9 protein-coding genes are annotated in these 23,418 nt (G+C 73.8%); 5 read left to right on the forward strand and 4 right to left on the reverse strand.

Annotated features, from left to right (window positions below; all coding sequences use genetic code 11):
• The 5 genes from ACZ4E1_RS36080 to ACZ4E1_RS36100 all read left to right on the forward strand — a co-directional run.
• The coding region (locus ACZ4E1_RS36080) for a vitamin B12 dependent-methionine synthase activation domain-containing protein (protein ID WP_467547609.1) at positions 1-149 on the forward strand (149 nt) is incomplete at its 5' end.
• Complete coding sequence (gene metF, locus ACZ4E1_RS36085; protein ID WP_467547529.1) at positions 146-1,018, forward strand: methylenetetrahydrofolate reductase [NAD(P)H]; 873 nt, start codon at positions 146-148, stop codon at positions 1,016-1,018. The genes ACZ4E1_RS36080 and metF, both read left to right, overlap by 4 nt.
• On the forward strand, positions 996-2,405 hold the full coding sequence (ahcY, locus tag ACZ4E1_RS36090) for an adenosylhomocysteinase (protein WP_467547531.1): 1,410 nt from the start codon (positions 996-998) through the stop codon (positions 2,403-2,405). The genes metF and ahcY overlap by 23 nt, the downstream gene beginning before the upstream one ends.
• 13 nt (positions 2,406-2,418) lie before the next feature.
• Positions 2,419-3,735, forward strand: a complete 1,317-nt coding sequence (locus ACZ4E1_RS36095; RefSeq protein WP_467547533.1) for an aminotransferase-like domain-containing protein — start codon at positions 2,419-2,421, stop codon at positions 3,733-3,735.
• Between the two features lie 127 nt (positions 3,736-3,862).
• On the forward strand, positions 3,863-4,642 hold the full coding sequence (locus ACZ4E1_RS36100; protein ID WP_467547535.1) for a thioesterase II family protein: 780 nt from the start codon (positions 3,863-3,865) through the stop codon (positions 4,640-4,642).
• 94 nt (positions 4,643-4,736) lie between these two features.
• Here ACZ4E1_RS36100 and ACZ4E1_RS36105 read toward each other — a convergent pair whose 3' ends face one another.
• The 4 genes from ACZ4E1_RS36105 to ACZ4E1_RS36120 form a co-directional block, all read right to left on the reverse strand.
• Entirely contained in the window at positions 4,737-7,997 is a 3,261-nt protein-coding gene (locus ACZ4E1_RS36105) for an AMP-binding protein (protein ID WP_467547537.1), read from the reverse strand.
• Positions 7,998-8,133: 136 nt separating this feature from the next.
• Positions 8,134-11,253: a type I polyketide synthase gene (locus ACZ4E1_RS36110; protein ID WP_467547539.1), complete on the reverse strand. Its 3,120-nt coding sequence runs from the start codon at positions 11,251-11,253 to the stop codon at positions 8,134-8,136.
• Positions 11,254-11,258: 5 nt separating this feature from the next.
• Positions 11,259-17,858: a type I polyketide synthase gene (locus tag ACZ4E1_RS36115; protein ID WP_467547541.1), complete on the reverse strand. Its 6,600-nt coding sequence runs from the start codon at positions 17,856-17,858 to the stop codon at positions 11,259-11,261.
• Positions 17,859-17,867: 9 nt separating this feature from the next.
• Complete coding sequence (locus tag ACZ4E1_RS36120) at positions 17,868-23,402, reverse strand: SDR family NAD(P)-dependent oxidoreductase (RefSeq protein WP_467547543.1); 5,535 nt, start codon at positions 23,400-23,402, stop codon at positions 17,868-17,870.
• Positions 23,403-23,418 lie beyond the last annotated feature (16 nt).

The following is a 23,418-nucleotide window of genomic DNA, read 5'->3' on the forward strand; positions in this document are numbered from 1 at the left end:
ACCGGGCCAAGATCGCCGAGCTCCTGGAGCCCGAGCGCATCGGCGTCCACCTCAGCGAGGAGTTCCAGCTCCACCCCGAGCAGTCCACCGACGCCCTCGTCGTCCACCACCCCGAGGCGAGCTACTTCAACGCGGGAGGCCGCTCATGACGACGTTCTCCTTCGAGTTCTTCCCGCCCAAGAGCGCCGCGGGCGAACGCACCCTGTGGCACGCGATCCGCCGCATCGAACCGCTCGCGCCCGACTTCGTGTCCGTCACGTACGGCGCGGGCGGCTCGTCCCGGGACCGGACCATCGACGTCACGAAGCGTCTGGTCACCGAGACCACACTGCGCCCCGTCGCGCACCTGACCGCCGTCGGGCACTCGGTCGCCGAGCTGCGGCACATCATCGGGCAGTACGCGGACGCCGGCGTCCGCGATGTCCTCGTACTGCGTGGGGACCCGCCGGGCGACCCGAACGCCCCCTGGATCCCGCACCCGCAGGGCTTCACGCACGCCCATGAACTGGTGCGCCTGGTCAAGGAGTCGGGCGACTTCCACGTGGGGGTGGCGGCGTTCCCCGAGCGTCATCCGCGCTCCCCCGACTGGGAGAGCGACATCCGCCACTTCGTCGCCAAGTGCCGGGCCGGAGCCGACTACGCGATCACCCAGATGTTCTTCCGCGTCGAGGACTATCTGCGCCTGCGCGACCGGGTCGCGGCGGCCGGCTGCGACACCCCGATCATTCCCGAGATCATGCCCGCCACCGACGTGCGCCAGATCGCCCGCTTCGCCGAACTCAGCGGCGCCACCTTCCCCGAGTCCCTCGCCCACCGCCTGGAAGCCGCCCGCGGTGACGCCGCACAGGGGCACCGCATCGGTGTCGAGTACGCGACCGCGATGGCCGAGCGGCTGCTCGCCGAGGGCGCCCCGGGCCTGCACTACATCACGCTCAACCGCTCCACGGCGACGCTCGACATCCACCGCAACGTACTGAACTCAAGGAGTGCCCAGCATGTCCTCGCAGCCCAGCGCTGACTTCACCGACTTCAAGGTCGCGGACCTCTCGCTCGCGGCGTTCGGCCGCAAGGAGATCACCCTCGCCGAGCACGAGATGCCCGGCCTGATGTCGATCCGCAAGGAGTACGCGGCGGCGCAGCCCCTGGCCGGCGCCCGGATCACCGGCTCCCTGCACATGACGGTCCAGACGGCCGTCCTCATCGAGACCCTGGTCGCCCTCGGCGCCGAGGTCCGCTGGGTCTCCTGCAACATCTACTCCACCCAGGACCACGCCGCCGCCGCGATCGCCGCCGCCGGCATCCCGGTCTTCGCCTGGAAGGGCGAGACGCTGGAGGAGTACTGGTGGTGCACCGAGCAGGCCCTGACCTGGCCCGGCCACGCGGGCCCGAACATGATCCTGGACGACGGCGGCGACGCCACCCTCCTCGTCCACAAGGGCGTCGAGTACCGCAAGACCGGCGAGCTGCCCGAGGCCTCCAACGACGAACTCGCCGTCGTCCGGGGCCTGCTGGAGAACAGCCCGCTGGACTGGACCCGGCTCGCGTCGGAGATCCGCGGCGTGACGGAGGAGACCACGACGGGTGTCCACCGCCTCTACGAGATGCACCGTGACGGCACGCTGCTGTTCCCGGCGATCAACGTGAACGACGCCGTCACCAAGTCGAAGTTCGACAACAAGTACGGCTGCCGCCACTCGCTCATCGACGGCATCAACCGCGCCACCGACGTCCTCATCGGCGGCAAGACCGCCGTCGTGTGCGGTTACGGCGACGTCGGCAAGGGCTGCGCCGAGTCCCTCCGCGGCCAGGGCGCCCGCGTCATCATCACGGAGATCGACCCGATCTGCGCCCTGCAGGCGGCGATGGACGGCTACCAGGTCACCACCCTCGACGAGGTCGTCGACCAGGCCGACATCTTCGTCACCACGACCGGCAACAAGGACATCATCATGGCCGCCGACATGGCCAAGATGAAGCACCAGGCCATCATCGGGAACATCGGCCACTTCGACAACGAGATCGACATGGCCGGCCTCGCGAAGACCCCCGGCATCGTCAAGGACGAGGTCAAGCCGCAGGTCCACACCTGGACCTACCCCGACGGCAAGGTCCTCATCGTCCTCTCCGAGGGCCGCCTCCTGAACCTCGGCAACGCCACCGGCCACCCCTCCTTCGTCATGTCCAACTCGTTCGCGGACCAGACGCTGGCCCAGATCGAGCTGTTCACCAAGCCCGAGGAGTACCCGACCGACGTCTACGTGCTGCCCAAGCACCTCGACGAGAAGGTCGCCCGTCTCCACCTCGACTCCCTCGGCGTCAAGCTCACCCAGCTGCGCCCGGAGCAGGCGTCGTACATCGGCGTCGAGGTCGACGGCCCGTACAAGCCCGACCACTACCGCTACTGATCCGGGAGGTGTCATGACCGGGAACAGCCTCACGACGACGCGAGGCCACCGCGACGCGCTCGACCCGCATCGCGACCGCTACGCCGCCCGCACCGCGGGCATGACGGCCTCCGAGATCCGGGCGCTGTTCTCGGTCGTGGGCCGACCGGAAGTGGTGTCGCTGGCCGGCGGCATGCCCAACCTGACCGCGCTGCCGCTGGACACACTGGCGGAACAGGTCGCGCAGATCGTCGCCGAGGACGGCCTGACCGCACTGCAGTACGCGTCCGCCCACGGGCTGCCCCCCTTGCGGGAACAGATCTGCGACGTGATGGCGCTGGAAGGCATCACCGCGCATCCGGACGACGTCGTCGTGACCGTCGGCTCCCAGATGGGCCTCGACCTGGTCACCCGGCTGTTCTGCGACCCCGGCGACGTGGTGGTCGCCGAAGGCCCCTCGTACGTCGGCGCGCTGGGCTCGTTCGCCGCGTACCAGGCGCAGGTCGTGCAGGTGCCGATGGACGCGCAGGGCCTGGTGCCCGAGGCGCTGCGGGCCGCGCTGCACCGGGCCCGCCGGGCCGGACAGCGGGTGAAACTGCTGTACACGATCCCGAACTTCCACAACCCGGCCGGGGTGACGCTGACGAACGGCCGGCGGGCGGAGATCCTGGACATCTGCCGCACGCACGGCGTGCTGGTGGTCGAGGACAATCCGTACGGGCTGCTCGGCTTCGACGGTCAGATCCGTCCGGCGCTGCGCTCGCTGGACCCGGAGAACGTGGTCTACCTGGGCTCGTTCTCCAAGACGTTCGCCTCGGGGCTGCGGGTCGGCTGGGTCCTGGCACCGCGGCCGGTCCGCGAGAAGCTGGTCCTGGCCACGGAGTCGGCGACGCTCTGCCCGCCCACGCTGAACCAGATGATGGTCTCGCGCTACCTGGCCACGCACGACTGGCAGGGCCAGGTCCACACGTTCCGGGAGAACTACCGGGAGCGCCGCGACGCGATGCTGTCCGCGCTGGAACGGTATCTGCCGGCCGGCTGCACGTGGACGGTGCCGGACGGCGGGTTCTACGTGTGGGTGACGGTCCCGGAAGGGGTCGACACGAAGGCGATGCTGCCCCGCGCGGTGGCCGCACACGTGGCGTACGCGTCGGGCAGCGGCTTCTACGCGGACGGGTCCGGCGCACGGCAGATGCGCCTGTCGTACTGCTATCCGACACCCGAGCGGATCCAGGAGGGGGTGCGCAGGCTGGCCACGGTCCTGAAGGCCGAGCAGGCCCTCCCCCTCGTCCGTCTCTCCAGCGCTTCCCGAGCAGCTGTCGAGCAGCCGGCGGGATGCTCGATGGCGTGAGCTCCGCTGCGGACGGTCACGACCTCGCGGAGCGCAGCACCGCCCGCCGGCGCCCCAACCCCCCGAGGGCACCGGCGGGCCTTTCGTCTGTCCGCACCGGCCGCCCCAGACGAAGGGACACATCACCGTGAACAGCACCTGGTTCCGACGCTTCACCACGCCCGCGACCGCGCCCACGGCCCCCGGCGGCGGGCCGCGGCTCGTGTGCTTCCCGCACGCCGGAGGCTCCGCCACCGCCTATCTGCCCCTGTCCCGCACGCTGCCCGCGGACGTCGACGTGGTGGCCGTGCAGTACCCGGGCCGCCAGGACCGCTACCAGGAGGAGCCCTTCACGAGCGTCCTCGCTCTCGTGAACGCCGCCGTCGACCAGCTGGCACCGGTACTGACCGCCGACCCCGGACGCCCGTACGCGCTGTTCGGCCACAGCATGGGCGCGATCGTCGCCTACGAGACCGCTCGGGAGATCCTCCGGCGTGAACTGCCGGGCCCGCACCACCTGTTCCTGTCCGGACGCGGTGCGCCCGACGTCCCCGTGCGCCACGCCTTCGACCGCTATGACGACGACGCGGTCCTGGCGGAGGTGCGCAAGCTGGGCGGCACCGACCAGAGCATGCTCGACAACCCCGAGGTCGTGGAGATGGTCCTCCCGGCGCTGCGCGCGGACTACCGGGCGCTCGGCACCTACCGGTGGCACGGCGGCGCGCCGCTCGCCGTCCCGATCTCGGTCCTGGTCGGCGACAGCGACCCGATGGTGACGGTCGAGGAGGCCGCGACCTGGCGGGACCACACCACCGGCGGCTTCACCCTGCAGGCCTTCCCCGGCGGCCACTTCTACCTCGCGGACCGGGTCGCCGAGGTCGCGGCCGCCGTCACCGAGGGGCTGCTCGCCGGCGCCGCCGTCTCCTGACCCGCCCCCGGCGGCACGACGCCGCCTGTCACGCCGAAGGGACCCCCTGCGACCACCAGGGGGTCCCTTCGGCGTGACAGGCGTGCGGGCGGGCTCAGAGGACGGCGCCCTCGCGGGTCCTCCGGCGCAGAGTGGGCCTGCTGGAACGGCCGGCGTCCTTCAGCATGTCGGACAGGCCCATGATGGTGCGGGCCGCGAACAGCTTGCGGATGGAGACCTCCTGCTTCAGCTCGGCCCGGATCAGGCCGACAAGGCGGATCGCGCGCAGCGAGTTGCCGCCGAGGTCGAAGAAGTCCTCGTCGATGCCGACCCGGTCCAGTTCGAGGACGTCCGCGAAGGCCGTGGCGAGGAACTTCTCGGTGTCGTTGCGCGGGGCCCGGTACTTGCGGTCGTCGAACTGCGGCGCCGGCAGCGCGCCCCGGTCCGTCCGGCCGGCCGCCGTGACGGGCAGCCGCTCCAGCACGGTGAACAGCGAGGGCACCATGTGCTCGGGCAGCCGCGTCCCGGCGAACCGGCGCAGTTCCTCGCCGGAGACGGTCCGCCCTTCGGCCGGCACCAGCCAGGCCACCAGGTGCTGCTGCCCGGAGGCGTCGTGGCCGACCGTGACGGCGGCCTGCACCAGCCCGTCGTACGCGGACAGCGCCTCCTCGATCTCGGGCAGTTCCACGCGCAGGCCCCGCACGTCGACCCGGGCGTCGGTCCGGCCCACGTACTGGAGGCGGCCGTCGGCACCCCACCGGACCAGGTCCCCGGTGCGGTACATGCGGGCGCCGGCGGGCCCGAACGGGCAGGGCACGTAGTGGGCGGCGGTCCGAGCCGGGCGGCCGGCCCAGCCGCGCGTGACGCCGGGCCCGGCGACGTACAGCTCGCCGGTGACGCCGACGGGGACCGGGGCGAGGCCGGGGCCGAGGACGTAGAGGGCGGTGTTGTCCGGCGGTCCGCCGGCCGCGCCCGCCTCGGCCGGGTCGTCGTTCGCCGCGGCGAACACGGGGGCCTCGGCGGGGCCGTGGCCGTTGACGACGGTCAGGTCGGGGCAGGCCGCCCGCAGGCGTCGTACGGCGGCGGCCGGGACGGGTTCGCCGCCGGTCCACACCTCGCGCAGGTCGGCCAGTCGCTCGGGGCGGTCGGCCGCGACGGCGGCGAACCGGGAGGCGGGCAGCCACAGCGCGGAGACGCCGTGGGCGGCGCGCGCCTCGGTCAGGCCGTCGAGGTCGAGGTCGCCGGGCGGCGCCACGACGACGCGCCCGCCGTTCAGGAGCGGCGTCCACAGTTCGAGGGCGAGCGCGTCGGAGGTGTGCGGGCCGTGCCACAGCACGGTGTGCGGGCCGGTCGCGCGCCGGCGGCGGTCCAGGGCGGACCGCTCCATGTTCCGGTGGGTGACCGCGACGGCGGCGAGTGTCCCGTCGGGGGCGGAGCCGGGCAGGACGGCCAGCACCTGGTCCGGGTGGACCGGCAGCGGTGTCTCGGGGGCGGCCGCGGCGTCCTCGGCGTCCTGGTTCAGGTCGTCCCAGGTGAGGGCGGGCAGGCCGAGCCCGGCGGCGAGGGTGTCGGCGGTGGCGGCCTCGGTGAGGACGGCGCGCGCGGCGGCGTCGGCGACCAGCGGCGTGAACTCCTCGGCGGAGGCGGCCGGGTCGAGAGTCAGCCAGGCGCCGCCGGTCTTCGTCACGGCGAGCAGGGCGACGGCGAGGTCGGCCGAGCGGGGCAGCGCCACGGCGAGCGTGGTCTCGGGGCCGATGCCGTGCCGGCGCAGGGCCCCGGCCAGGCGGGTCGACCGCTCGTCGAGGTCGCGGTAGGACAGTTCGGTGTCGCCGTGGACGAGGGCGACGGCGTCGGGGGTCCGCTCGGCCTGGAGGCTGAACAGGCGGTCGACGCTCAGGCCGGGCACCGGGGCGGCCGTGGCGTCGGGTGCGAGGACCCGGTCGCGGTCGGCGCCGGCGACCACGTCGAGCGCGCCGACCGGCCGGTCGGCGTCGGCGGCCACGGCCCGGATGTGCTCGAGCAGTTCGCCGCCGATGAAGCGGAGTTCGGCGCGCGAGTACAGGCCCGAGGGTGCGTCGAGACGCAGGTAGAGGTCGCTGTCGTCGGTGCCGTCGTTGTAGACGCAGATGGACAGCTCGTTGAAGGCGCCGGTGGTGCCGCCGAGGTAGCGGGCGGGGTGGTCGCCGAAGTGGAGGTGGTCGACGAACTCGACGATGTTCATGACGGTGCCGAAGCTGCCCCGGTCGCTCAGGACGGTGTCGCTGGCGCGCTGGATGTCCGAGTAGTGGCAGGCGGCGTGGTCGAAGATCTCGTACGTCTCGTCGACCAGCGCGTCGGCCAGCTCGGTGAGGTCCGTGCCGAGCGGCACCTTCGTGCGGACCGGGACCACGTTGACGGCCAGGCCGGGCGTCCTGCTCGCCACGCCCACCCGGTTGCCGACGGCCAGGGAGAAGAGGAACTCCGGGCGGTCGCAGCGGTGGCGGAAGTAGGCGGCCGCGGCGGTGTTGAGGAACGTGGAGAGCCAGATGCCCATGTTCTGGGCGGCCTCGTTCCACGTGTCGGCCTCGGCGCGGGTGACGGTCAGGGTCCGGCTGACCATGCCGATCGGCTCGGTCAGCTCTCCCCAGCGGTCGGCCGTGCTCAGCGGCTCGTCGAGCGTGGCGCGCAGCGCCTCGGGCAGCTCGACGCGCGGGATCTGCGCGGGCGCGGGCGCGTCGGCGAGATAGCCGCTCCAGAACGCGGTGTCCTCGGTGAACGCCGGCGACGCGCGGTACTCGGCGGCCTGGGCCGTGAACGACTCGACGTCCCAGGGGTGGGGCAGTTCCGGGATCTGCTCGCCCCGTGCCAGCGCCGTGTACACCTCGGCCAGGCGCCGCGACAGGAGGCCTCCGGTGCCGAATCCGTCGGAGATCAGGTGGTGGTAGGCGATCACGACGAGGAAGCGGGCCGGGCCGAGCTTGACCACGCCCTGCCGGAACAGCAGGTCCCGTTCCAGATCGAAGGGCTTGCGCAGCAGGTCGGCCAGTGCGTCGCGGGCCGCCTGCTCGGGGTCGGCCTCGGCGCTGAGGTCCCAGTGGAAGGGCCGCCAGTCCTGGAGTTCCCGGGGGGTCAGGCGCAGCCCGCCGCCGCCGTCGGTGAAGGTGACGCGCAGGACCTCCGCCTCGTCCATCACGTGCAGGAACGTGGACTCCATGACCGCCGGGTCCAGTTCACCGTCCACGTCCCACATGGTCAGCGCATGGTTCAGCGTGTCCGGAGACACCTTCTCCGCCAGCCACAGTCCTTGATGCGCAGGCGACGCAGCGAACGAACGCACAGAGATCAACCCCTCAGCAAACAGGCCCGGGAATCGGAGGAATTCGCAGATCACCCCCACCTTCAGGCACGTGGAACAGACGTTTCAAGGCACTTGGGAACCGGCGGGACAGGCCTCGGTCGGGCCCTTGCGGTGTCCCGCCGGCGGGACATGCGGCGGGGGCGGCGGGACAAGCCGCCGCCCCCGCGACCGCGTGTCAGGGCTTGGCGAGCGACGCCGTGATGTGTGCGGCGATCCGGCGCGGTGTCGGCTGGCGCAGCACGAGGTTCGCGCGCAGCTTCAGGCCGGTCGACGCGGTGAGGCGCTTGCTCAGTTCGACGGAGAGCAGCGAGTCGAAGCCGATCTCCTTGAACTCCTTGTCGGGGTCGACGGAGTCGCTCGACGGGTGGCCGAGGACCGCGGCGACCTTCTCGCGGACGTGGGCGAGGACCAGCGCGGTCGCCTCGTCGCCGGGAAGGGCGGCGACCCGCTCGGACAGCGGCGCGAGCTGCTCGTCGGCCGCGGGCTCCGGCTGCGCGGGCAGTTCGGCCGCGGCGGCGGAGTGCGTGGAGTTCAGCCAGTAGCGGCGCCGCTGGAAGGCGTACGTCGGCAGGGCGGCGGGCCGGCGGGCGCCGAACAGGGCGTCCCAGTCCACGGTTCCGCCGTGGACGTGGAGCTGGGCCAGCGAGCGGACGACGGACTCGACCTCGTCGCCGCCGCGCCGTACCGACGACAGGACGAGCGCGCCGTCGACGTCCTCGACGGTCTCCTGCACGGGCGCGGTCAGGACGGGGTGCGGGCTCATCTCGACGAACACCCGGAACCCGTCGTCGGCCAGGCTCCGGACGGACGAGGCGAACAGGACCTTCTCGCGCAGGTTGGTGTACCAGTAGTCGGCGTCGAGGCGGGCGGTGTCCACGGTCTCGCCGTACAGCGTGGAGCAGAACGGCAGCTCCGACGATCGCGGGGTCACGTCCTTGAGGGCGTCGATCACCTGGTCGCGGACGCGGGTGACGTGGTGGGAGTGGGAGGCGTAGTCGACGGCGATCCGGCGGGCCTGGACGCCTTCGGTCTGCATCTTCTCGACGAACTCGTCGAGCGCGTCCGGTTCCCCGGACACCACGACGGAGTGCGGTCCGTTGACGACGGCGATGCTCACCTGGTCGCCCCAGGGGGCCAGCCGCTGTTCGACGGTGTCCGCGGACTCGGCGACGGAGGCCATCGCGCCGTGCCCGTTCAGGTCCACCAGGGCCTTGCTGCGCAGGGCCACGACCCGGGTGGCGTCGCGCAGGGACAGGGCGCCGCACACGTGGGCGGCGGCGATCTCGCCCTGGCTGTGGCCGATCACGGCGTCGGGTTCGACGCCCCAGGAGCGCCACAGGGCGGCCAGGGACACCATGATCGAGAACAGGGCCGGCTGGACGACGTCGACGCGGTCGAGCCCGGGTGCGTCTTCCTTGCCGTGCACCACGTCGAGGAGCGACCAGTCGACCCATTCGGACAGCGCGTCCGCGCAGGCGTCGAGGCTGCGGGCGAAGACCGGGAAGGCTTCGTAGAGCTGCCGGCCCATGCCGACCCACTGCGAGCCCTGTCCGGGGAAGACGAAGGCGACGCCGCCGAGCTTGCCGGCGGTGCCGCGCGTCACGGCGGCGGATTCCGTGCCGTCGCTCAACTCGGCCAGGTGCGTGAGCAGTTCGTCGCGGTCGCGGCCGAGGACGGCCGCGCGGTGCTCGAACCGGGTGCGGTTGTACGCGAGAGCGCGTCCGAGGTCGGCGATGTCCGCGTCCGGGCGGGCCGTGACGAAGTCGCGCAGCTTCGCGGCCTGCTGCTGGAGGGCGCTCGCGCTCTTCGCGGACAGGATCCAGGGCACGAGTCCGCCGACGACGCCCGGCGCCGGCTCTGCGCTCCCGTCGCTCTCGCCGCTCTGCTCGGGGGCTTCTTCGAGGATCACGTGGGCGTTGGTGCCGCTGACGCCGAACGACGAGACGGCCGCGCGGCGCGGACCGTCCGCGCGGTCCCATGCGCGGCCCTCGGTGAGGAGTTCGACCGCGCCCGACGACCAGTCGACGTGGGTCGAGGGGGCGCTCACGTGGAGGGTTCGGGGCAGGTAGCCGTGGCGCAGGGCCATCACGGACTTGATGACGCCGCCGACACCGGCGGCGGCCATGGCGTGGCCGAGGTTCGACTTGAGCGAGCCCAGCCAGAGCGGGCGGCCGGCCGGCCGGTCCTTCCCGTAGGCGGCCAGGAGGGCACCGGCCTCGATGGGGTCGCCGAGCGTGGTCCCGGTGCCGTGGGCCTCCACGAGGTCGATGTCGGCGGGTGCGACACCCGCGTTGCGCAGCGCTTTGCGGATCACCTTCTCCTGGGCGCGCCCGTTGGGGGCGGTCAGTCCGTTGCTGGCTCCGTCCTGGTTGACGGCGGAGCCGCGCAGGACGGCGAGGACCGGGTGGCCGTTGCGGCGGGCGTCGGAGAGCCGCTCCAGGAGCAGGACGCCCACGCCCTCGGCCCAGCCGGTGCCGTCGGCGGAGTCGGAGAACGCCTTGCACCGGCCGTCGGCCGACAGGGCCCGCTGCCGGGAGAACTCCACGAAGAACGAGGGCGTCGGCATGATCGAGGCGCCGCCCGCCAGCGCGAGCGACGACTCGCCCGAGCGCAGCGACTGCGCGGCCATGTGCAGGGCGACGAGCGACGAGGAGCAGGCGGTGTCCACCGACACGGCGGGGCCGGTGAGTCCCATCTGGTAGGAGACGCGGCCGGAGGCGACGCTGAGCGAACTGCCGTACAGCAGATGGCCTTCCAGTTCGCTCTGCCCGGTCTCCAGGAAGCGCCACCCGTACTCGGTCGAGCTGACCCCGCAGAACACGCCGGTCTCCGAGCCGCGTACGTCGGCGGGGACGATCCCGGCCCGTTCGAAGGCCTCCCACGCGGTCTCCAGGAGCAGCCGGTGGTGGGGGTCGATCGCGAGGGCCTCGCGGGGGCTGATGCCGAAGAACTCGGCGTCGAATCCGGCGGCGTCGGTGAGGAAGCCGCCCTGGTTCGTGGACGACTTCCCGACGGCGTCGGGGTCGGGGTCGTGGATGTCCTCCCGCCAGCCCCGGTCGGTGGGGAAGTCGCCGATGGCGTCGCGGCCGTCGCGGACCAGCTGCCACAGGTCCTCGGGGGTCTCCACGCCGCCGGGGTAGCGGCAGGCCATGGCGACGACGGCGATCGGTTCGCCGTGGCCCGCCTTCAGTTCGTCGTTCTCGCGCCGGAGCCGGTCGCGCTCCTCCAGCAGGGTGCGCAGCGCCCGCTGGACCCGGTCCTGGCCGTCCGCCGTGCGTTCGGTGGCATCGGTCATGTCCTTCACCCCTTCTCGTCCAGGGCCAGACCGACCAGTGCGTCCAGGTCCAGGTCCGACAGTTCGTCCGTGTCGTCGTCGTTCGTGGTGTGCGCCGCGCCGTCCGTGTCCGGGCCGTCCGGTGCGGCGCACGCGAGGACCAGGTCGAGCAGGCCCGCCTCGCGCAGGGTCTGCGGCGACAGGGTGCGCAGCACGGCGCGGATCCGCTCGTCGTCGGCCCCGTCCCCGTCCCCGTCTCCGCCCTGGTCCGTGGCGGGTTCCGCCGTCGGGCGCAACAGCCCGGTGAGGTGTTCGGCGAGTTCCCGGGGGGTCGGGTAGCTGAAGACGAGGGTGGTGGGCAGGCGCAGCCCGGTGGCGGCGGCCATGCGGTTGCACAGTTCGACCGAGGTCAGCGAGTCGAATCCCAGCTCCTTGAAGGCCTGTTCGGCGTCGACGGCGGCGCCGGAGGTGTGCCCGAGCACGACGGCCACCTGATCGCGGACCCAGTCCAGGACGGCCTCCTGCGCCTCGTCGGCCGGCAGGGCGGCGATCCGGGCGGCGATGTCGCGGGCGCCGCCGCTCTCCCGGTCCGGGCCGGTCCCGGCGCGGCGCGGGCGGCCGGCGTCGGCGAGCGCGCGCAGCAGCGGCGGGCGTTCCTCCTCGGCCAGGCCGCGCAGCGCGGCGACGTCGATGCGGGCCGGTACGAGGACCGGCTTGCCGCTCGCGCACGCCGCGTCGAACAGGTCCAGGGCCTCGGCGGTGGGCATCGCGGCGATGCCCATCCGGCGCAGCCGGGACAGGTCGGCCCGGTCGAGGTCCTCGGTCATGCCGCTGCTCTGTTCCCACCAGCCCCAGCACAGCGAGGTGCCGGGCAGTCCTGCCGCCCTGCGCCGGGTCGCCAGGGCGTCCAGGAAGGCGTTCGCCGCGGCGTAGTTGGCCTGTCCGGCGGTGCCGAGGGTGCCCGCGAGGGCGGAGAACGCGATGAACGCGGACAGGGGGCGGTCGCGGGTGAGCTCGTGCAGGTGGACGGCGCCGCCGGCCTTGGCCCGCAGCACATGGTCCACGTGGTCGGGGGTCAGCGACTCGACGGTGCCGTCGGCGAGCGTGCCCGCCGCGTGCACGACCGCCGTCAGCGGCTGCCCGGGGGGCATGTCGGCGAGGAGGCGGGCGACCGCGTCCCGGTCCGCGACGTCGCAGGCGACGACGCGGACGGCGGCGCCCGCGGCTTCCAGTTCCGCGACGAGTTCCGCGGCGCCCTCGGCCGCCGGTCCGCGGCGGCCGGCCAGCGTCAGGCTGCGGACGCCGTGCTCGGTGACGAGGTGCCGGGCGATCAGCGAACCCACGCCGCCGGTGCCGCCGGTGACCAGTACGGTGCCGCCGCCGAAGCCGCCGCCGACGTCGAGGACCAGCTTGCCGACGTGGCGGCCCTGGCTCATCTCGCGGAACGTGGCGCGGGCGTCGTGGATGTCGCGTACGGAGACCGGCGTCAGCCGCACCCGTCCGTCGGCGAACAGGTCCATGACGTCGCGGAACATCGCCTGGATGGCGTCCGGTCCCGCCGCGTACAGGTCGAAGGCCCGGTAGTCGACGCCGGGGTGGTCGGCCGCCACCTGCGCCGCGTCGCGGATGTCGGTCTTGCCCATCTCGATGAAGTCGCCGCCGCGCGGGAGCAGGGTCAGCGAGGCGTCGACGAAGCGGTGGGCGAGGGAGTTGAGGACGACGTCCACGCCGCGGCCGTCCGTGGCGTCCAGGAAGGTCTTGGCGAAGTCGAGGTCGCGTGACGAGGCGAGATGCGCGTCGTCCACGCCGAGTGCGCGCAGCACGGGCCACTTGGCGGGGCTCGCGGTGGCGTAGATCTCGGCGCCGACGTGGCGGGCGAGCTGGACGGCGGCCATGCCGACGCCGCCGGCCGCCGCGTGGATGAGGATCCGCTGGCCCTTCTTGAGCCGCATCACGTGGAACAGCGCGTAGTAGGCGGTGAGGAACGTGCTCGGCATGGACGCCGCCTCGGCGTGGCTCCAGTCGTCGGGTACGCGGGTGAGCAGGCGGTGGTCGGCGACGGCCACGCGGGCGAAGGCGCCGGGGAAGATGCCGGTCACGCGGTCGCCCGGTGCGACGTCGCGCACGTCGTCGGCGACTTCGAGGACGACGCCGGAGCCTTCGCTGCCGAGTCCGGCGTCGATGGCGGTCCGGTCGATCAGGCCGAGCGCGAGGGTGACGTCGCGGAAGTTGAGGCCCGCGGCCTGGACGGCGATGCGCACCTGGCCGCCGGTCAGGGGGGCGTCGGCCTCGGGGGACGGCACCCAGGTGAGGTTCTCCAGCGTGCCCTTGCTCGGGATGCCGAGGCGGTGGGGGCCGTCGGGCATCGGTGCGAGGCGCTGATCCGCGGGGGCGGCGGGCGCGAGCCGGGGGACGAGGAACTCGCCGTCGCGCACGGCCAGTTGCTCCTCGTCCTGGGCGAGCGCGTCCCGTACGCGCGCCCACGAGTCGGCCGCGTCGTCGAGGTCCACGAGCCGGAACCGGCCGGGGTGTTCGGTCTGGGCGGAGCGGACCAGGCCCCACGCGGAGGCGCCGGGCAGGCTCTCGGTCCCCTCGCCGGTGCCGGTGTCGGCGGCGAGCCGGGTCAGCACCACCAGCGTGGACGCGGCGAGTGCCTCCTCGGAGAGGAAGTGCTGGAGCTGCGCGAGGAGGAACTTTCCGGCGTCGCCGGTCGCGGTGAGCGGATCGGCGTCGGCGTCGAGGTGGTCGTCGAGGCACAGCACGATCTGCCGGGGCTGCCGCGGCGCGGCGAGGGCGTCGTCCAGGCAGGCGTGGATCTCGGCGTGCGGGCCGGCCAGGCGGGCGGCGAGACCGCCGTGCGCGTTCCCGAGGACGGCCCACGGTCCGGTCGCGGCCACGGACGTGCCCGGGCGCGCGGGCCGCCACCGCACCTCGTACAGCGGCCGGTCCTGGCCGCCGCGGGCGGCGAGGACCTGTGCGGCGCTCGCGGGCCGGAAGGTGAGGGCGTCCACGGTGGCGTGTACGCGGCCGTGTGCGTCGGCGACGGTGAGGGAGACCACGCCTTCGCCGGTGCGGGTGAGCCGGACGCGGGCGGTGGGGCCGCATCCCCCGGACAGGCGCGCGCCCGCCCACGAGAACGGCATCCATCCTTGTTCGCCGGTCACCTGGATGACGCCGCCGGCGACCGCCGCGTGCAGCAGGGTGTCCAGGAGCGCGGGATGCAGCCCGAAGCCGTCGGCCGCGATGCCGTCGGCGGTCTCGGGGAGCGTGGCGAGCGCGAAGAGGTCCTCGCCCCGGCGCCACACCTCGCGCAGTCCGCGGAATCCGGGTCCGTAGTCGAAACCGCCGTCCTCCAGGGAGGCGTACAGGCCGTCGGTGTCGACGCGCTGCGCCGCGGCCGGCGGCCAGACGGCGAGCGCGTCGGTGTCCTCGCCGCCGGTCGGACCGGTGGGGTCCGGGGTCAGGGTGCCCATGGCGTGCCGGGTCCAGCCGCCCGCGGCCGGGCCGGTGCCGGCGTCGGCGGGGCGGGAATGGATGTCGAGGGAGCGGCGTCCCGTCTCGTCCGGCTCGCCCACGACGACCCGGATCTGCACGTCCCCCTCGTCGGGCAGGATCAGCGGCACTTCCAGGGAGAGTTCCTCGACCGTGCCGCAGCCGACGTGGTCGCCGACCGACAGGGCCAGGTCCAGATAGGCCGTCGCCGGGACGACGACCGCGCCGAACACGGCGTGGTCGGCCAGCCAGGCGTGGGTGCGCAGCGACCACAGGTCGGTGAACATCACCTCGTCGGTGCCGGGGTGTTCGACGACGGCTCCGAGCAGCGGGTGCCCGGGGTCGGTGAGGCCGGCGGAGGCGACGTCGGCGGTCCCGTCCGCGGGCCGGAAGTCCATCCAGTAGCGCCGGTGCTGGAACGCGTACGTCGGCAGGTCCACGTGCGGGCGGGTGCCGAAGAGGGCGCCGAGGTCCACGGGCAGGCCTTCGGCGTGCAGGCCGGCCAGCGCGCCGATGAGGGCCTGGGGGCCGCCGCGGTCGCGCCGTGACGCCGACAGGACGACGGTGTCGCCGACTCCCTCGGCGGCGAACACCTCCTTGGTGATGCCGGTGAGCGTCGCGCCGGGGCCCATTTCGAGGAAGACGCCGGCGCCGGCCGCGCGGGCGGACTCGACCGCGTCGTGGAAGCGGACCGGTGCGCGGACGTGGTCCACCCAGTACGAGACGGCGCTCAGTTCCTCCGGTGTGGCCTTGCGGCCCAGCCGGGTGGAGAAGATCGGGATCGTCATCTCGCCGGTGGTGATCCCGTCGATCGCCGCGGCGAACGCGTCGAGGACCGGGTCCATCAGCGGGGAGTGGAAGGCGTGGTCGACCGGGAGCAGTTTCGCCGAGACGCCGTCGGCGACGAGCCGGTCGCGGATCGCGTGGACCTGGTCGCGCAGGCCCGAGACCACGACCGACTCCGGGCCGTTGACGGCGGCGATGCCGACGCGGTCGTGCGCGGCGAGCAGGGTGCCCAGCCGGGCCTCCGAGGCGCGGACGGCGAGCATGGCGCCGGGTTCGGTGACCTTCTGCATGGTCAGTCCGCGGGCGGCGACGAGCCTGGTCGCGGTGTCCAGGTCGAAGAGGCCGGAGACGTGGGCGGCGGCGATCTCGCCGACCGAGTGACCGATCAGGTGGCCGGGTTCGGGGCAGTAGCGCGTGACGAGCCGGTACAGGGCGACCTGGAGGGCGAACAGGGCCGCCTGCGTGTAGTCGGTGCGTTCGCGGCCCTCGGGCTCCTCGGCGAGGAGCAGGGGCTTGAGGGCGAAGGGGAGGTGGGTGTCGAAGGCGGCGCAGGTCTCGTCGATGCTCCGTGCGAAGACGGGGAACGTGGCGTACAGCAGGGCGGTCGCGCCGGCCCACGGTGAGCCCTGGCCGGGGAACAGGAACACGGTCGTGCCCCGCTCCTTGGCCGTGCCGCGCAGCACGGCCGCGGACTCCCCTCCGTCGCCGAGCACGCCCAGCGCGGTCAGGAGTTCCTCCCGGTCCTGGCCGAGGACCACCGCACGGTGGTCGAACCGCGACCGGTCGCGGACGAGGGCCGCGCCCACGTCCGCGATGTCGGGGCCGGTGCCGGCCGCGGCGAACTCCCGCAGTCGCTGTGCCTGGGCGCGCAGCGCGGTCTCGGACTTGGCCGACAGGACCCAGGGCACCAGCGCCGTGGTGCTGTCCGGTTCCTCGGCGGGGTCCGTCGCCGCCTCCCCGGCGGGCGCCTCCTCGATGATGACGTGGGCGTTGGTGCCGCTGGCCCCGAAGCTGGACACGCCGGCCCGCCGGGGGCGTCCCGGCGCGGTCCACGGCCTGGCCTCGGTGAGCAGTTCCACGGCGCCCGCCGACCAGTCGACGTGCGTCGAGGGCTGGTCCACGTGGAGGGTCGCGGGCAGTGTGCCGTGGCGCAGCGCCATGACCATCTTGATGATGCCGCCGACGCCGCCGGCCGCCTGGGTGTGGCCGATGTTGGACTTGAGCGAGCCGAGCCACAGCGGTTCGCCGGTCTCCCGCTCCTGTCCGTAGGTGGCCAGCAGGGCCTGTGCCTCGATGGGGTCGCCGAGCGTGGTGCCGGTGCCGTGGGCCTCCACGGCGTCGACCTCGCCCGCGCGCAGCCGCGCGTCGGCCAGGGCCGCCCGGATCACGCGCTGCTGCGCGGGGCCGTTGGGGGCGGTCAGGCCGTTGGAGGCGCCGTCCTGATTGATGGCCGAGCCGCGGATCACGGCCCAGATCCGGCGCCCGTTGCGCCGGGCGTCCGACAGCCGCTCCAGGACGAGCATGCCGACGCCCTCGGAGAAGCCGGTGCCGTCCGCCGCGTCGGCGAACGCCTTGCACCGGCCGTCGGCGGCCAGGCCGCGCTGGCGCGAGAACTCACGGAACACCTGCGGGGTCGCCATGACGGTGATCCCGCCGGCCAGCGCGAGGCCGCACTCGCCCTGGCGCAGCGACCGCACGGCCTGATGCACCGTCACCAGGGACGAGGAGCAGGCGGTGTCGGTCGAGACCGTCGGCCCTTCGAGTCCCAGGGTGTAGGCGACCCGGCCGGAGGCGACGCTCAGCAGCGAGCCGGTCTGGGCGTAGCCCGCGACGGCCTCGGGGGTGGAGTGGTGGTCTCCGTAGCCGAAGTAGGCGAGTCCGGCGAAGACGCCGGTGTCGCTGCCACGCAGGGTGTCGGGGTCGATGCCGGCGCGCTCCAGGGACTCCCAGGACGCCTCCAGGAGGAGCCGCTGCTGCGGGTCGGCGGCGAGGGCCTCCCGGGGGCTGATGCCGAAGAAGTCGGCGTCGAAGTCGCCCGCGTCGTACAGGAATCCGCCCGAGCGCGTGGAGCAGCTGTCGGGGCGGGTCTTGTCCGGGTCGTACAGGCTCTCCAGGTCCCAGTGGCGGTCCTCGGGGAATCCCGAGACGACGTCCGCGCCCGAGGCCACGAGGTCCCACAGTCCCTCCGGGGAGGTGACCCCGCCCGGGAAGCGGCAGGCGACGCCCACGATGGCGACGGGCTCCGCCGCGGCGTCGGTCAGCTCCTTCAGACGCTTGCGGGTGTCCATGAGCTCGATCGAGGTCCGCTTGAGGTAGTCGAGCACATCGGCGTTGCTGTCGTTCGTCATCGCTCTCCCCTAGCCGAGCTCTTTGTCCAGGAGCGAGAGCAGTTCTCCCGCTGAGGCCGCGCTGATCCGGTCGGCGCTGATCGCGTCCGTGCCGTCGTCGGCCGGGGCGCCCGCGCCGGCCAGCGAGCGGACGCGTGACTGCAGTTCGCCGAGGAGGGCGGTGACGCCGGTCCGCTCGTCCGCCGCGAGGCCGAGGTACGCCTCCTCGATGCGGGCGCCCAGTCCCTCGATCTCCGTACGCAGGTGATCCGCGACGGACACCTCGTCCGCCGTGGTCCGGGGGGCGAGGCTCCCGGCCAGCGACTGGGCGAGGGCGCTCGGGTTCGGATGGTCGAACACGAGGGTGGCGGGCAGTTTCGTCCCCGTCACGGCCGACAGCTTGTTGCGCAGTTCGAGCGCCGTGAGCGAGTCGATGCCCAGTTTCTTGAACGTCGCGGCGGGGCCGATCCGGGAGGTGTCGCTGTGCCCGAGGACGAGGGCCGTCTGCTCGCGTACGAGATCGAGCAGCGCCGCCTCGGCCTCGGCGGGCGACAGCGACCGCAGGTGCTCCGCGAAGTCGGGGCCCGTGGCCGCGGTGTCCGCCGGGCCGGCCGGTGCGGCGCTCGGACCGAGCAGCGCGCGCAGGAGCGGCGAGGTCATCCGTCCGGTGTCCGGGCCGCCCCGCGCTGTGAGCTGGAGGCGTGCGGGGACCAGGACCGGCTCCTCGCGGGCGATCGCCGCGTCGAAGAGCGCGAGTCCGGCCTGCGTCGCCATCGGGAGCACGCCCTGGCGTCCGAGGCGGACGAGGTCCGCGTCGACGAGGTCGGCGACCATGTCGCTGCGCTCCGCCCAGAAGCCCCAGCACAGGGAGGTCGCCGCCTGTCCCGCCGCGCGGCGGACCTCGGCGAGCCCGTTGAGGAATCCGTTCGCCGCCGCGTAGTTGGCCTGCCCGGCGGTGCCGAGGACGCTGGCGACCGAGGAGAACAGCACGAAGGCCGACAGGTCCAGGTGCGCGGTCAGTTCGTGCAGGTGCCAGGCGCCGCGCACCTTCGGCGCGAGCACCCAGTCGACCCGGTCCTCGACGAGGGTCTCGACCACGCCGTCGTCCAGGACACCGGCGCAGTGGATCACCGCCGTCAGCGGGTGCCCGTCGGGCACCGCCTCCAGGAGGGCGGCGACCGATGCGCGGCTGGTGACGTCGCAGGCGGCGATCTCGACCTGGGCCCCGGCCTCGGTGAGCTCCGTGTGCAGGGCCGCGGCGGTCGGGGCCGCGGGGCCGCGCCGGCTCGTCAGCAGCAGGTGGCGTACGCCGTGGTGCTCGACGAGGTGACGGGCCAGCAGGGCGCCCAGGCCGCCGGTGCCGCCGGTGATCAGGACCGTTCCGGTCCCGAGGGCGGGGGCGTCCTGCGGGGCGGTCGCCGGTGCGGGGCGGGCCAGTTGGGGGACGGTGATCCGGCCGGACCGGATCTTGAGCTGGGCTTCCCCGGTGGCGACCGCCGCCGGGATCGCGTCCTGCGACGCGGGCCGGCCGTCGGTGTCGACGAGGGTGAAGCGGCCCGGGTTCTCCGTCTGGGCCGAGCGCACGAAGCCCCACACCGCGGCCGCGGCGGGATCGGCGTCGCGCACCTCGTCGTCGCGGAACGCGTCGCGGGTCACGAGGACCAGCCGGGAGGCGGAGAAGCGTTCGTCGCGCAGCCAGGCCTGTGTCCACTCCAGCACCTGGTGCAGGGTGCGTTCGACGGCGGCGGGTGTGTCGCCGTCGGTGCCGGCCGTGCCCACGGCGGCGATCACCACGGGGGGTGTTCCGTCGTCGGACGTGGCGAGCCCGTCGAGGCCGGTGAAGACCGGGACGTCCGGCGCGCGGAGCTCCGGGGGCACCTCGGGGCCGCCCACCAGGGCGTACCGGCCGCCGCTGCGTGCGGGGGCGCCGGAGAGCGGGGTCCATTCGACGTGGAACAGCGAGTCCTGGTGGTCGAAGCCCAGTTCGGCCAGTTGTCCGGCGTCGGCGGGCTTCAGGGTCAGTCCGGCGACGCTTCCGGCGGAAACGCCGTCCTGGTCCCAGAGGGTCAGGGCGAGGCCGTTCTCGCCGTCCGGGGCGAGGCGGACGCGCAGGGCGGCCGGCTCGCCGGCGGGCAGGCGCAGGCCGGTGCAGGAGTGCGGCAGCAGGCCCTCGGGCCGGGAGGCGCCGTCGCCGCCGTCCAGGCCGAACGGAAGGAGTGCGGCGTGCAGCAGTGCGGGGTGGATCCGGTAGCGGCCGCCCGCGCCGTCGCCCGCGGGCAGGCGCACCTCGGCGTACAGGGCGTCGCCCTGCCGCCAGACCTTCTCCAGGCCGCGGAAGCGGGGACCGAGCACGATCCCGAGGCCGGACAGGCGGGTGCACTCGTCCTCGTGCGGGACGGCGACCGCACCCGCGGGGGGCCAGACGGGCAGGGCCTCGTCGTCCGGTGCGGGCCCGGCGCCGGTGCCGGCGGTGCCGGCCGCGTGCCGCGTCCACTCCGTCTCCCCCTGGGCCCGGGAGTGCAGGGTGAGCGCGCCCCCGCCGTCGACCACCACGCGGATCTCGCGCTCGGTCGTCCGCGCCAGCACGAGCGGGGTCTCCAGGGTGAGTTCCGCGACGGCGTCGCGGCCCGCCCGGTCGGCCGCCCATGCCGCGAGCTCGAACAGGACGGTGGCCGGTACCAGGACGGCGCCGTGGACCGTGTGTTCGGCGAGCCACGGCTGCCGCTCCAGGGACAGGCGTCCGGTGCCCGCCACGCCGCCGTTCTCCGCGTCGCCGGGCAGTTCGATCACGGTGTCGAGCAGGGGGTGGTCGCAGGTGCCGCCCACCCCGGTCGTCTCGTGCGGTGCGTTCATCCAGTAGCGCTGCCGCTGGAACGCGTAGGTGGGCAGCTCGCTCCAGGTGCCGTCGTGGTCCGGGTACGTCGCCGTCCAGTCCACCTCGGCGCCCGCCACGAACGCCTCGCCCAGCGACCGGTACAGCCGCTCCGGGCCGCCTTCGCCGCGGCGCAGCGTGCCGACGACGGCGGCCTCGACGCCCGCGCTGTCCAGGGTCTGTTCGACGCCGAGGGTGAGCACGGGGTGGGCGGAGGCCTCGACGAAGCAGCGGTAGCCCTGTTCGGCCAGGGCGCGGGTCGCCTCCTCGAAGCGGACGGTGCTGCGCAGGTTGGTGTACCAGTACTCGGCGTCCAGGGCCTTCGTGTCCAGCCAGTCCGCGGTCACCGTCGAGAAGAACGGCACGTCGGAGGTGCGCGGCCGGATGCCGTCGAGGACGCGGGCCAGTTCGTCGCGCAGGATCTCGACGTGGGCGGAGTGCGAGGCGTAGTCCACCGGCACCCTGCGGGCCCGGACGCCGTCGGCCTCGCACGCGGCGAGCAGCGCGTCCAGTTCGGCCACGTCGCCCGAGACGACCACGGCCGCGGGGCCGTTGACGGTCGCGATCGACAGTCCGTCCGTCAGGCGGGGACGCACGTCCTCCACGGGCAGCGCGACCGACACCATGCCGCCGCGCCCCGACAGGGCCAGGATGGCCTTCGCCCGCAGGGCGACCACCTTGGCGGCGTCCTCCACCGACAGCGCGCCCGCGACACAGGCGGCGGCGATCTCGCCCTGCGAATGGCCCACGACCGCGTCGGGGCGCACTCCGTGGGCGCGCCACACCTCGGCCAGCGACACCATCACGGCCCACAGGGCGGGCTGGACGACGTCCACCCGTTCCAGGGCCTGGGCGTCGCCGAGGACGTCGAAGAGGGACCAGTCCACGTGGGGTGCCAGCGCGTCGGCGCACTCCCGCATCCGGCGGGCGAACACCGGGGAGGCGGCGCACAGTTCCTGGCCCATGCCGGCCCACTGCGCTCCCTGGCCGGGGAAGACGAAGACGGTTCTGCCGACGGGTCCCGCGGTGCCGGCCGGGCCCTCCTCCTCGCCGGCGGCGACGGCCGCCAGGCCGGCGAGCAGCTCGTCACGGCCGGCCCCGAGGACGACGTGACGGTGCTCGAACAGCGAACGGGTCGTCACCAGCGAGCGCCCGACCCCGGCGGGCGTGAGCCCGGCGTCGGCGGCCACGAACTCCCGCAGGCGCGCGGCCTGTTCGCGCAGCGCCTGCTCCGAGCGCGCGGACAGCACCCAGGGGACGACACCCGCCGGAGCCTCCTGCGTGCCGGTGGCCGGCTCCGCGTCCTCGGGTGCCTGCTCGACGATCACGTGGGCGTTGGTGCCGCTGATGCCGAAGGCGGACACGCCGGCCCGCCGGGGGCGTCCCGATGCCGTCCACGGTCTGGCCTCGGTGAGCAGTTCCACGGCGCCCGCCGACCAGTCGACGTGCGTCGAGGGCCGGTCGACGTGGAGGGTCGCGGGCAGCGTCCCGTGCCTCAGCGCCATGATCATCTTGATCAGGGCGCCGACTCCGGCGGCGGCCTGCATGTGGCCGATGTTCGACTTCAGCGAGCCCAGCCACAGCGGTTCGCCGGTCTCCCGCTCCTGCCCGTACGTGGCCAGCAGCGCCTGCGCCTCCATCGGGTCGCCGAGCTTCGTGCCGGTGCCGTGGGCCTCCACGGCGTCGACCTCGCCGGGCCGCAGGCCCGCGTCGGCCAGGGCGGACCGGATGACGCGCCGCTGCGCCAGTTCGTTGGGGGCGGACAGGCCGTTGGAGGCGCCGTCCTGGTTGATGGCCGAGCCGCGGATCACGGCCCAGATCCGGCGCCCGTTGCGCCGCGCGTCCGACAGGCGCTCCAGGACCAGGACGCCCGCGCCCTCCGCGAAGCCGGTGCCGTCCGCCGCGTCGGCGAAGGCCCTGCACCGGCCGTCGGCCGCCAGGCCGCGCTGCCGGCCCAGCTCCACCAGGAGTCCCGGGGTCGACAGGGTCGACGCCCCGCCGGCCAGCGCCAGGGTGCACTCTCCGGAGCGCAGGGACCGTACGGCCTGGTGCACGGCGACGAGCGAGGAGGAGCACGCGGTGTCGATGGACACGGCCGGTCCTTCGAGCCCCAGGGTGTACGCCACCCGGCCCGAGGCGACGCTCGTGTAGGTTCCGGTGGCCGCGAACCCCTCCACCTCGGCGCCGGCCTCGCCGCCCGTGCGGGGGCCGTAGTCGACGGCGTAGATCCCGGTGAACACGCCGGTCTGCGAGCCGCGCAGCGACTCGGGGTCGACGCCCGCCCGCTCCAGCGCCTCCCACGACGTCTCCAGCATCAGCCGCTGCTGCGGGTCCATGGCCAGCGCCTCGCGGGGGCTGATGCCGAAGAACGGCGCGTCGAACTCCGCGAGGTCGTGCAGGAATCCGCCCGAGCGCGTGTACGTCGTGCCGGGTGTCTCGGGGTCCGGGTCGTACAGGGCCTCCAGGTCCCATCCCCGGTCGCGCGGGAAGTCGCTGATCGCGTCCACTCCACCGGACACGAGGTCCCAGAGCCCTTCGGGGGACGTCGCCCCGCCGGGGAAGCGGCAGGCCACGCCCACGACGGCGACGGGTTCGCGAGCGGACTCCTCCAGCTCGCGCACCCGCTCGCGCAGTGCCTGAGCGTCGCCTACGGCACGCCGCAGGTAGGAGCGGAGCTTGTCGACATCCTCCACGAGGGCCTCCCTCATC

The organism is Streptomyces sp. NPDC025806, assembly GCF_055558275.1.